The organism is Kitasatospora setae KM-6054 (assembly GCF_000269985.1).
In the GTDB taxonomy this organism is placed as follows: domain Bacteria; phylum Actinomycetota; class Actinomycetes; order Streptomycetales; family Streptomycetaceae; genus Kitasatospora; species Kitasatospora setae.
The window spans coordinates 8,329,000-8,340,180 of record NC_016109.1 but is presented as its reverse complement, the minus strand read 5'-3'; the positions used below and the strand labels follow the sequence as shown (position 1 = coordinate 8,340,180).

The 11,181-nt window shown below is 75.9% G+C and carries 12 protein-coding genes; 3 read left to right on the top strand and 9 right to left on the bottom strand.

The window, feature by feature from the left end:
• Positions 1-88: 88 nt before the first annotated feature.
• Positions 89-1,321, bottom strand: a complete 1,233-nt coding sequence (gene hemA, locus KSE_RS36315) for a 5-aminolevulinate synthase (RefSeq protein ID WP_014140389.1) — start codon at positions 1,319-1,321, stop codon at positions 89-91.
• 211 nt (positions 1,322-1,532) lie between these two features.
• Here hemA and KSE_RS36310 point away from each other — a divergent pair, with 211 nt between their 5' ends.
• Together KSE_RS36310 and KSE_RS36305 are read left to right on the top strand one after the other, a co-directional pair.
• Positions 1,533-3,086: an AMP-binding protein gene (locus tag KSE_RS36310; protein WP_014140388.1), complete on the top strand. Its 1,554-nt coding sequence runs from the start codon at positions 1,533-1,535 to the stop codon at positions 3,084-3,086.
• 7 nt (positions 3,087-3,093) lie between these two features.
• Entirely contained in the window at positions 3,094-4,710 is a 1,617-nt protein-coding gene (locus tag KSE_RS36305; protein WP_014140387.1) for a long-chain-fatty-acid--CoA ligase, read from the top strand.
• A gap of 22 nt (positions 4,711-4,732) precedes the next feature.
• On the opposite strand, the gene KSE_RS36300 is transcribed toward KSE_RS36305, so the two are convergent.
• Together KSE_RS36300 and fdxA are read right to left on the bottom strand one after the other, a co-directional pair.
• A complete protein-coding gene (locus tag KSE_RS36300; protein WP_014140386.1) occupies positions 4,733-5,128 on the bottom strand; it encodes a hypothetical protein in 396 nt (131 codons plus the stop codon).
• Between the two features lie 110 nt (positions 5,129-5,238).
• Positions 5,239-5,553 carry a ferredoxin gene (gene fdxA, locus KSE_RS36295; RefSeq protein WP_014140385.1) on the bottom strand — a complete coding sequence of 105 codons (315 nt, stop codon included), beginning with the start codon at positions 5,551-5,553 and terminating at the stop codon, positions 5,239-5,241.
• 105 nt (positions 5,554-5,658) lie between these two features.
• Between fdxA and soxR the strand changes: the two genes are divergently transcribed.
• Entirely contained in the window at positions 5,659-6,168 is a 510-nt protein-coding gene (gene soxR / locus KSE_RS36290) for a redox-sensitive transcriptional activator SoxR (RefSeq protein ID WP_014140384.1), read from the top strand.
• A gap of 22 nt (positions 6,169-6,190) precedes the next feature.
• Here the strand turns inward: soxR and KSE_RS42520 are convergent, their stop codons facing one another.
• From KSE_RS42520 to KSE_RS36260, 6 genes are read right to left on the bottom strand one after another with little or no spacing between them, the layout of a single operon-like run.
• The gene (locus tag KSE_RS42520; protein ID WP_014140383.1) at positions 6,191-6,646 is read right to left on the bottom strand and encodes a hypothetical protein; all 456 of its coding nucleotides are present in this window, start codon (positions 6,644-6,646) and stop codon (positions 6,191-6,193) included.
• A 43-nt stretch (positions 6,647-6,689) separates the two neighbouring features.
• Positions 6,690-7,940: a beta-ketoacyl-[acyl-carrier-protein] synthase family protein gene (locus KSE_RS36280; RefSeq protein ID WP_014140382.1), complete on the bottom strand. Its 1,251-nt coding sequence runs from the start codon at positions 7,938-7,940 to the stop codon at positions 6,690-6,692.
• Entirely contained in the window at positions 7,930-8,220 is a 291-nt protein-coding gene (locus tag KSE_RS36275; RefSeq protein ID WP_014140381.1) for an acyl carrier protein, read from the bottom strand. The genes KSE_RS36280 and KSE_RS36275 overlap by 11 nt, the downstream gene beginning before the upstream one ends.
• 15 nt (positions 8,221-8,235) lie before the next feature.
• Positions 8,236-9,267, bottom strand: a complete 1,032-nt coding sequence (locus KSE_RS36270; RefSeq protein WP_407927479.1) for a beta-ketoacyl-ACP synthase 3 — start codon at positions 9,265-9,267, stop codon at positions 8,236-8,238.
• Complete coding sequence (locus KSE_RS36265) at positions 9,264-10,112, bottom strand: SDR family NAD(P)-dependent oxidoreductase (protein WP_014140379.1); 849 nt, start codon at positions 10,110-10,112, stop codon at positions 9,264-9,266. Before KSE_RS36265 ends, KSE_RS36270 begins: the two co-directional genes overlap by 4 nt.
• A complete protein-coding gene (locus KSE_RS36260; protein WP_014140378.1) occupies positions 10,109-11,137 on the bottom strand; it encodes a 3-oxoacyl-ACP synthase III family protein in 1,029 nt (342 codons plus the stop codon). Before KSE_RS36260 ends, KSE_RS36265 begins: the two co-directional genes overlap by 4 nt.
• Between the last annotated feature and the right edge of the window lie 44 nt (positions 11,138-11,181).

The window sequence follows — 11,181 nt, the reverse complement described above, 5'->3', positions numbered from 1 at the left end:
GCGACACGACGCGGGGACGGCGCGGGAACAAGCGGGGAGCGGGCCGGGCGCGCCGGTTCAGCCGGGCGCGCCGGTTCGGCGCGCCGGTTCAGCCGGCCGGTCGCGGTTCCCGGGCCCGCGGCACGCCCAGCTCCCGCCAGATCCCGTCCAGGGCCTCGACGAACCCCTCGATCTGCGCGGGCTGGTGGACGGCGCCGGGCGCGCTGCGGAGGATCTCCTGCCCGGCGCGGACGCTCGGCGCGTTGATCGCCTGCACGTAGATGCCGTGGCGCTCCAGCAGCAGGGCGGAGACCCGCTGGGCGAGCGCGTCGTCCCCGACGAAGATCGAGACGATGTGGGAGCCGTCGGAGACGAAGGGGATGCCGCGCTCGGTGAGCAGCCGGTGGGTCAGCCGCGCGTTGGCGTGCAGCCGGTCGCGCTCCTCCTCCGAGCCGCGCAGGTGCCGGACGGCGGCGAGCGCGCCCGCCACCACCGCCGGGGGCAGGGCGGTGGTGAAGATGAAGGAGCGGGAGAGGCCGCGCACCGCGTCGACCAGCTCGGCGGGGCCCGCGATGTATCCGCCGGTGGTGCCGAATCCCTTGGCGAGCGTTCCCATGATGACGGTGAACTGGTCGGCGATGCCCAGACTGGCGGCGATTCCGGCGCCTTCCGGCCCGTACATCCCGACCGCGTGGACCTCGTCCAGGAAGGTCATCGCGCCGTACTTCCGGGCGATCCGGGCGATCTCGGCGAGCGGGGCGACGTCACCCGCCATCGAGTAGACCGATTCCATGACGATCATCTTCGGGCGGTCGGGGTCGGCGGCGGAGAGCAATTCCTCCAGGTGCGCCGTGTCGTTGTGCCGGAATATCCGCTTCTCGGCGCCGCTGTGGCGGAGTCCGTCGATGATCGAGGCGTGGTTCATCTCGTCGGAGAAGACCACGCAGTCCCCCGGCCGGCCGGCCAGGACGGTGAGGGCCCCGTCGTTGGCGGTGTAGCCGGAGCTGAAGAGGAGGGCGTCCGCCTTGCCGTGCAGGTCCGCCAGTTCGCGCTCCAGCAGCACGTGGTAGTGGTTGGTGCCGCCGATGTTCCGGGAGCCGCCTGAGCCCGCGCCGTGCTCGTCGAGGGCCTCCCGGGTGGCCGCCAGGACCAGCGGGTGCTGGCCCATCCCCAGGTAGTCGTTGCTGCACCACACGCTGACCTCGGCGGCGGCGCCGCCCAGCGGGCTGCGGGCCGCCGGGAATTTCCCGGCGATCCGGCTGATCTCCAGGAACTCCCGCTCCGCCTTCGGGGATCCCCCTTCACGCATGCGCCGCGAGAAGATCTCCAGGTATTGGTTCATGCCGACCCTTTTCTCCGAAGACTGCGCCGGTTCGGGGCCCGGACCGGCAGAGGGAATTGTCCCAGGACGGAATATCACTTCGATGGCGCGGAATGCGACAATCGGGAACCCCGCCATTCTCCTGCCCTAGCGATTCACGACCCTGGTGAATCCGATGGGCGCACTGTAGGGTGTGCGGAAATTCCTCGGAGCGGCACCACTGGAGTTTCCCATGCCGTCGGACGAAACATATGTCAGCCAGATCCTCGGGGTGCTCTCCGCGGAACCGGAGAGAGTGGTCCTCTCCTGGCGCGACCGGACGCTGACCGCGGCGGAGCTGACCGCCCTGGTCCGGTCGGCCGCCCAAACCCTGCACCGGCAGGTCGGCGGGGACGGCGGGGACGGCGCCGGGGCGGTGGTCGCCGTCCTGACCGTCACCAACACCGCCCCGACCCTGGTCCTGCGGTACGCCGCGAACCTGGTCGGGGCCACGGTGGTCCACCTGCACACCACCAACGCGGTCGACCCGGCGGACCCGCTGGCCGCCGGCGCCAAGCTCAAGATCCTCCGGGAGACCGGCGCGACGCACCTGGCCGTCGACGCGGAGAACCTCGCGACCGCCCGCGAGCTGCGCGAGCGGCTGGGCGCCCCGCTCGTCCTGGTCGCCCTCGGCGACCTCGGCCCCGACGTCCTGGACCTGACCACCGGGGACCCGGACGCGCTGGACCCGGCCGACATCCGGATCCCGCCCGACCGGCCCGCGGTGGTGACCTACACGAGCGGGACGACCGGCGAGCCGAAGGGCATCGCCTTCGACTTCCGGGCCCGCAACGGGTTCATCTCGGCCGGGCTGCAGATGCGCTGGCGGTCCGTCTACCTGGCCTTCCTCCCGCTCAGCCACTCCAGCGGCGCCACCGCCGACGACTCGCTCGCGTCCGGCGGCTCGGTGGTCCTGCTGGACGGCTTCGACCCGGGCGAGGCGCTGCGCGCCGTCGCCCGGCACCGGATCACCCGGATGCTGCTCTCCCCGCCCCAGCTGTACCTGCTGATGGACCACCCGGAGCTGGCCTCGACCGACCTGTCCAGCCTCCAGATGGTCACCTACCTGGGCTCCCCCGCGTCCCCCGAGCGGCTGGCCGAGGCGGTCAAGGTCTTCGGCGACGTGCTGCTCCAGGTGTACGCGACCAGCGAGGCGGGCTTCGTCAGCATGCTCTCGCCCGCCGAGCACCTCGACCCCCGGCTGCGGGCCACGGTCGGCCGCCCGATGCCGGACTGGGTGCGGATCGCCGATCCGGACGACCACCGCGACCTGCCGCCCGGCGAGACCGGCGAGGTCTGCGTCCGGTCGCCCTTCACGATGAGCGCGTACGTGGCCGAGCCCGAGCTCACCGCCCGGACCGTGCGGGACGGCTGGGTGCACACCGGCGACCTCGGCTTCGTCGACGGCGACGGCTACCTCCACCTGCGCGGCCGGATCGGCGAGGTGGTCAAGACCAACGGCATCAAGATCCACCCGGTGACGGTGGAGAACGCCCTGCTGGCGCACCCCGACGTGGTGCAGGCCGCCGCCTTCTGCGTCCGGGACCGGGACCGGATCGAGTACCTGCACGCCGCCGTGGTGCTGCGCGAGGGGGGCACGGCCGGCCCCGGCGAACTGGCGGAGCACGTCCGGGCCGCCGTCTCGCCCAAGCACGTCCCCGCCCGGATCAGCGTCCGCGACGCGCTGCCGCTCACCGGCGTCGGCAAGCCGGACAAGGCCCGGCTGGCCGCGGAAGCCGACGGGTGAGGCCCCGGTGACCCTCTCCGTGGCGGCCATCCTCGCCGAGTCCGCGCTGCGCCGGCCGGACCACCCGGCGCTCGTCTCCGGCACCCGCCGGACCACCTACCGCGAGCTGTGGGACGGCGCGCGGCGGTACGCGGCGGTGCTGCGCGCGCGGGGCGTCGGCCCCGACGACAAGGTGGCGCTGCTGCTGCCCAGCACCCCGCACTTCCCGCTGGCCTACTTCGGAGTGCTCGCGCTCGGCGCGGTCGCGGTCCCGGTCCACGCCCTGCTCCGGGCGGACGAGATCGCCTACGTCCTGCGGGACTCCGGGGCGGTGGCACTGATCTGCGCCGCCCCGCTGCTGGCCGAGGGCGGCCGGGCGGCGGCGGCGGTCGGCACCCCGCTGCTCACCGTCATGGAAGAAGAAGGCACGGAGGACGGGGAGGGCGCGGGCGCCGCCGCCCGGCGGCTGGACGTGCTCGCGGCGCGGAGCGCCCCGATCGACCGGCTGGTGCCGCGCGATCCCGGGGACGTCGCGCTGGTCCTCTACACCTCCGGCACCACCGGCCGGCCCAAGGGCGCCCTGCTCACCCACCTCAACGTGGTGATGAACGTCGACACGACCATGCTGTCGCCGTTCGACTTCACCGAGCAGGACGTCCTGCTCGGCTGCCTGCCCCTGTTCCACACCTTCGGCCAGATCTGCGGCATGAACACCTGCTTCCGGGCGGGGGCGACCCTGGTCCTGATGCCGCGCTTCGACGGACCGGGCGCGCTGGACCTCATGCTGCGGGAGGGCTGCACCGTGTTCATGGGCGTCCCGACGATGTACACGGCCCTGCTCGACGCGGCCCGCGCCGACCCGCGCAGGCCCGCGCTCGACCGCGCGTTCTCCGGCGGGGCCGCGCTGCCGGTGGCGGTCCTGGACGCGTTCCGGGAGACGTTCGGCTGCCCGGTCCTCGAAGGCTACGGACTGACCGAGACCTCCCCCGTCGTCGCCTACAACCAGCGGGCGTGGCCGCTCAGACCCGGCACCGTCGGCCGGCCGATCTGGGGCGTCGAGGTCGAGATCGCCCGGGCGGAGGTGGCGGACCGGATCGAGCTGCTGCCCGCCGGCGAGACCGGGGAGATCGTCATCCGGGGCCACAACGTGATGGCCGGCTACCTGAACCGGCCGGAGGCGACCGCCGAGGCCATCGTGGACGGCTGGTTCCGCTCGGGCGACCTCGGCGTCAAGGACGACGAGGGCTACCTGTCCGTCGTCGACCGCAAGAAGGACGTGGTGCTGCGCGGCGGCTACAACGTCTACCCCCGCGAGGTGGAGGACGTGCTGGCCCGCCACCCGGCGATCGCCCAGGCGGCCGTCGTCGGACTCCCCCACCCCGTCCTCGGCGAGGAGGTGTGCGCGGTGGTCCGGGTCCGCCCCGGCACCGCGCCGGGCCCCGACCTCGGCGCCGGGATCGTCGCCTGGAGCCGGGAGCGGATGGCGCCGTACAAGTACCCGCGCCGGGTGGAGTTCGTGGACGCCTTCCCGCTCGGCCCCAGCGGCAAGGTGCTCAAACGGGAGCTGGTCGCCCGCCTGAGCGCCGCGGACCAGGCCCCGGACCAGGCCCCGGACCAGGCCGCGGACCGGCCGCCGGGCGGCTGAGCCGGGCCGCCCGACCGGCCGTTCAGGGCGCGGTGGTCCGGGCCGGGACGGTCGGGGGGCGGCCGGTGGTGACCCGCAGCAGGGCCTCCAGGATGCCGGTGCTCTCGGCGGCGGAGAGCGCCACGGGGTGCGGCAGGCCGGGCGGGGTGCAGGCGATCTCCAGCAGGACCCGGGCCGCGTCGGCCAGCGCGGCGGCGGCGTGCTCGGCCCGCTCGACCGGGTCGGAGTCGGCGAGCAGGCCGAGCGCGGCGGCGGTGCGGCGGCGCTCCCGGCGGGCCTCGTAGGCGCGCTGCCGGCAGGTCTGGCCGCAGTACTTGGGGCGGGTGCCCCGCTTGCCGGCCTCGGCGGCGGGCTTCCCGCACCAGACGCAGGGAGGCGCGTCCGTCCGGGCGTCGGGGGTGGTGGCGGCTTCGTCCATGCCCTGTTCCAACGCCCGCCGGACGGAGGCGGGCCCGACCGCGCCGCCGGTTCACCCGAACAGGTGACGACCGGCGCCGCTCGGGCCCGCACCGCTCGGGCCCGTACCGCTCAGGCCCGGGGCAGCGCCGCCACCAGCGGGTGGTCCCGGCCGACCGGGCCGTACGCGCTGGCGCCGCCCGGCATGCCCAGCTCGGCGCAGAACTCGGCGTTCGCGGCGGCGAACGGCCGCAGCTCCGCCGGGAGGTCGTCCTCGTAGTGGATCGCCTCGACCGGGCAGACCACCTCGCAGGCGCCGCAGTCGATGCACTCGTCGGGGTGGATGTAGAGCATCCGCGGCCCCTCGTAGATGCCGTCCACCGGGCACTCCTCGGTGCACGCCCTGTCCTTGACGTCCACGCAGGGCAGGGCCACCACATAGGTCATCGGGCCGCCGTCCTCTCCGGTTCGGTACCGCTCGCCGCTCTGGCACGGCCGACCGTAGGTCCTCAAGTAAGGTTGAGGTCAATCCGGACCAGGGGGGAGGCGGCGGTGACGGACCGTCAACCGGGCGGGGCGCAGGCGGCGGAGCCCTCGGAGCCGGCAGCGTCGGCCGAGTCGGCGGAGCCCTCGGCGGACGACTGGCTGCCGATCGGCGAGGTCGGCGCGCGGACCGGGGTGGCGGCGTCCGCGCTGCGGTTCTACGAGGAGTTCGGCCTGATCGCGTCCGGGCGGGACGGCCGCGGCCGGCGCCGCTACCCGCGGCACATGCTGCGCCGGATCGCGCTGATCTCGGTCGCGAAGCGGATCGGCATCCCGCTGGAGGACCTGCGCGAGGCGTTCGCCGACGTCCCGCTCGACCGGCCGCCCAGCCACCAGGAGTGGCAGCGCGCCTCGCGCGGCTGGAAGCGCCGGCTGGAGGAGCGCCGCCGGACCATCGAACGGCTGGAGGCGGAACTGACCGGCTGCATCGGCTGCGGCTGCCTGTCGATGAGGGCCTGCGCCCTGCTGAACCCGGGCGACTCCCTCGCCGGGGACGGCACCGGCCCGCGCCGCCTGTAGCGGCGGCGGTGGGGTCGGCGGGTCAGGCCACGCCGGCCCGGCACCGCCAGTGGCCGGGATCGGCGGACGCCGCGGCCGCCGCCCGCAGCCGGGCGACGCCCTGTTCGAAGGCGTCGGCGAGCGAACGGCCGTCGCCGACCACGGTGCTGACCGGGTCGGCGACGTGGCCGCCGTGGTCCCGCTCGCAGGCGCAGCCGACCTGGACCTGGGTGTGGCAGGCCAGTCGGCCGTCCGCCACCGGGCCGACCTCGATCTGCAGTTCGACGTCCCGGTTCGGGTCGAGGAAGACCTCGGTGAGGAAGGAGCGGCCCGCCGGGAACCACTGCCAGATCCGGCGGACGTCGGTCGCGGGGCGCAGCGCGTCGACCGCGTCGGCGGCGGCGGTGATCCGCCGCCGCTCGTCCGGGGTCAGTTCGGGGAACAGCTCGGCCAGCGGGACGTCGGCCATCCGGTGCGCGCCGGGGTACTGGTCGCTCATGCGGTCGATCCTCGGGCACACCCGCCGTGCCCGGCAAGGGTGTTCAGCGGCGGAGCGCCAGCACGGTGTTGTGCCCGCCGAAGCCCATCGAGTGGCTGAGCGCCAGCCGGGGGCCGTCCCGGCGGGGGTGGCCGGTGACCAGGTCGAGGCCGGCCGTGTCGGGGCCGGGGGCGTCGTGGTTGGCGGTGGGCGGGACGGTGCCGGTGCGCAGGGTGCGGACGGTGAGCGCGGCCTCGATCGCGCCGGCCGCGCCCATGGTGTGGCCGAGCGCGCCCTTGGCGGAGGTGACGCTGGGCGGGGTGCGGGCGAAGAGTTCGCGGATCGCGGCGGCCTCGGCCCGGTCGCCCAGCGGGGTGCCGGTGCCGTGCGCGTTGACGTGCCCGACCTCGTCGGGGCCGGCGTCGGCGGCGCGCAGCGCGAGCGCGACGGCCGCCCGCAGGCCGCGGCCCGCGGGGTCGGGGGCGGTGGGGTGGTGGGCGTCGGAGGTGGTGGCCCAGCCGGCCAGCCGGGCCAGGGCGGGGGCGCGGCGGGCGGCGGCGTCGGCGGCGCGTTCCAGGACCAGGACGGCGGCGCCCTCGCCGAGCACGAAGCCGTCCCGGTCCCGGTCGAAGGGGCGGGAGGCGGTGGCGGGCCGGTCGGTGCGCCGGGAGAGCGCGCCGGCCTTGGCGAACGCGGCGGCGCACAGCGGGGTGGCCATCGCGTCGGTGCCGCCGGCGATCGCGAGGTCGCAGGCGCCGGCGGCGAGCAGCAGCGCGGCGTGCGCGACGGCGTTGGCGCCGGAGGCGCAGGCGGTGGAGGTGTGCAGGGCGGGGCCGGTGGTGCGCAGCGCGAGGGCGAGGTGGCCGGCGGCGGAGAGGTTGGGCAGGTAGCCGGTGAGGGTGAGCGGGGAGAGCGCGTCGGGGCCGCGTTCGAGCAGGCGGCGGTGGGCGTGTTCGAGGACGGCGACGCCGCCGGCGGCGGAGCCGATCACCACGGCGACCCGGGCCGGGTCCCAGTCGGGCGGCCGTTCGCCGAACGCCGGGTGGCCGGCTTCGGCGAGGGCCTCGCGGGCGGCGGTGAGCAGGTAGCGGGTGCAGCGGTCGAGCCGCCAGGCCTGCCGGACGGGGGCCTGTTCGGGGTGCGGCGGGCGGCAGCTGATCGGTGCGGGGGTGCCGAGCAGTTCGGGGTCGGTCCGGGCGGTGCCGCGTCCCTCGCAGAGGGTGCGCCAGGTGGCGTCGAGGGTGTCGCCGCCGGCGGTGACGGCCCCGGTGCCGGTGACGACGATCCGCGCGGGGTCGGTGCGCTCAGTCGTCACCGGTTCCGCTCCCGTCCGGCGGCAGGGCCGCCCCGGAGGACGCCCGCCCGTCCAGCGCCTGGCGCAGTTCGTCGACGAGTTCGCCGACGGTGGTCTCGGCGCCGGGGGCCTCGGCGTCGAGCGGGACGCCCCACTCCTCCTGGAGGGTGACGTACAGCTCGACGACGGACAGCGAGTCGAGGTCGAGCTCCTGGAAGCTCGCCCTGGTGGTGATCAGGTCGGCGGGGACGTCGAACTTGTCGGCGAGGACGGCGGCGACGCGTTCGGTGATCCGGTCCACGGGGGTCTCCTGGGGTCAGTCGAGGGTGCGGCGGACGGGGGTGGCGGCGGGCCAGGTGAGGGCGACGGACGCCCAGGTCAGGCCGCCGCCGAAGGCGGTGAGCAGGGTGGGGGTGCCGGGGGCGACGGCGCGCTGCGGGCCGTCGTCGGCGAGCACCAGCGGGATGGACGCGGCGGCGGTGTTGCCGAGGTCGCGCAGGTTGCCGAAGCGGACGGCGGGCGGCAGGCCGAGGCGGTCGGCGACCGAGTCGAGGATCCGCTGGTTGGCCTGGTGGGCGACGAACGCGCCCAGGTCGGCGGTCTTCCAGCCGGCCCCGGCCAGCGCGCGTGCGGCGGAGTCGGTGAGGTGCCGGACGGCCTCGCCGTAGACGGAGCGGCCGCGCATCCGGAACCAGTGCGCGTCGGGGACGGCGCGCTGCCGGTCGGGGTGCCGGGAGCCGCCGGCCGGGATGGTGATCAGGCCGGACCCGGCGCCGTCGCTGCCCAGGTCGGCGGCGCGCAGGGTGCCGGGGGCGCCGTCCTCGGCGGCGGCCAGCAGGACGGCTCCGGCGCCGTCGCCGAACAGGGCGGCGGTGTCGCGGTCGGCGGGGTCGACGATGGTGGAGTAGGTGTCGGCGCCGATCACCAGCGGGCGGCGGCAGGCCCCGGCCCGGACCAGGGCGTCGGCGGTGGCCAGCGCGTACAGGAAGCCGGAGCAGACCGCGGCCAGGTCGAACGCGGGGACGTGCGGCAGGCCGAGCCGGTGGGCGACGGCGGGGGCGGTGGCGGGGCAGGGGTGGTCGGGGGTGGTGGTGGCGAGCAGCACGAAGTCCGGTGCGGCGTCGGCGGATTCGATGGCCGCGGCCGCGGCGTGCGCGGCCAGGTCGCCGGTGGCGGTGCCGGGTGCGGCGCGCCGTCGGCGGTGGATGCCGGTGCGCCGGCGGATCCACTCGTCGCTGCTGTCGAGCGCTCCCTCGGCGATCACCTGCTCGTTGTCGACGCTGCGGGCGGGCAGGCAGGAGCCCAGTCCGACGACGGCCGCGCGGTTCATCCCGGGGCCGCCGCTCAGGCCGCGAACGGGGACGGCGGCTTGGGGATCGCCGCGAGTCCGCCGTCCGGGGTGCTCAGTCCGCCGTCCAGCACCAGGGCCTGGGCGGTGACCAGCGCGGAGGCGGGCGAGGCGAGGAACAGCACCGCCCCGGCGACGTCCTCGGGGCTGCCCCAGCGGCCCTGCGGGACGTGCGCCATCAGCCAGTTCGAGAACGCCTCGGTGCCGGAGGCGAAGCCGGTCATGTCGGTGGTGATCCAGCCGGGGCAGACCGCGTTCACCCGGATCCCCTCCCGGGCCCAGCCGACGCCCAGGCTGCGGGCCAGCGAGATCTGCGCGGCCTTGGTCGCGGCGTACGCGTCCAGCAGCGGGGTGCCCATCACCCCGGACGCCGAGGACATCAGGATCAGCGAGGCCCGCCCGGACGCCGCCAGGTGCGGGTGGGCGGCCCGGCAGAGCTCGGCGGTGACGTTCAGGTTGAGGGCGATGACGTACTCCCAGTCCTCCTGGGTGGAGTGCTGGAACGGCACCAGGACGGGGCTGCCGTCCGCCGCGGTGGGCAGCACCCCGGCGTTGTGCAGCACGACGTCGAGCCCGCCGAGCGCGGCGGCCGCCCGGTCCACCACGTCGCTCGGCGCGCCCGGGCCGGCCAGGTCGGCGGCCAGCGCCACGGCCCGAACCCCGTGCTCCTCGGCCTCCTTGGCGGCGCCGTGCAGCGCCGCCCCGCTCCGGGCGGTCAGGGCCACGTCGGCCCCGGCGGCGGCCAGCGCCAGCGCGCAGGCCCGCCCGATGCCCCGCGACGCCCCGGTGACCAGGGCGCGGGCCCCGTCCAGCCGGAACGCCCCCGGCAGTGTGCTGGTGCTCATGACGGTTCTTCCTTCCCATCGATGCGGATTCCCTCCAGGGCCGCGGACCAGCGCAGCAGTGCGCTGCCCCAGGTCATGCCGGCCCCGAAGACGGTCAGCAGGATCAGGTCGCCGGGCTGCAGCCGCCCCTCGGCGTGCGCGGTCGCCAGCGCGTAGGGGGCGCTGGCCGCGCCGATGTTGCCCACGGTGTCGCCGACCACGGTCATCCGGTCGGCGAGGCCCGCCTCGGCGGCGAGCCGGCGCAGCAGGACGGGGTTGGGCTGGTGGGTGATCACGTGGTCGATGTCGTCGACGGTCAGGCCGTGCCGCTCCAGGGTCTGGGCCAGCATCCGCGGGAACGCGTCCCGGATGAACCGGCTGACCGTCCGCCCGTCCATCCGGATCCGGTGCGCGCCCTGGTCGAGGGTCTCCCGGCTGGCCGGACGCCGGCTGCCGCCGGCCGGGATCAGCACCCGGTCGGCGAGCGTCCCGTCCGATCCCAGCCGGAACCCGCCCAGGCCGCCCGGCGGCTCCACCGGCCCCAGCACGGTCGCCGCCGCGCCGTCCGCGAACAGCACCGCGGTGCCCCGGTCGGCCGGGTCGAGGAACTTCGAGTACGCCTCCACCCCGACCACCACCGCGAGCATCGGCCCGTCCGCCTCCCGCAGCCAGTCGTGCGCGACCTTCGCCCCGAACAGCCAGCCCGAGCAGGCCGCCGACACGTCCAGCGCGACCGCGTTCCGCGCGCCCACCAGCGCCTGCACCCGGCAGGCGGTGGCCGGCCCCAGCTCGTCCGGCGTCGACGTCGCGCAGACCAGCAGCCCGATCTGCCCCGCCGCCACCCCGGCCGAGCGCAGCGCCCGGCGCACCGCCTCGGCCGCCAGGTCCGACGTCGCCTGGTCCGCCGCCGCGACGTGCCGGCGGAGCACCCCGGTCCGCTCCGCGATCCACTCGGCGGTCACCCCGACCGCCGCCGCGACCTCCGCGTTCCCCCGCACCCGGGACGGCACGTACCGCCCGGTGCCCCACACACCCACCGCGTTCACGGTCTGCGCACCTCTCCTTGTCCTTGTACTTGCTCTTGTCCTCG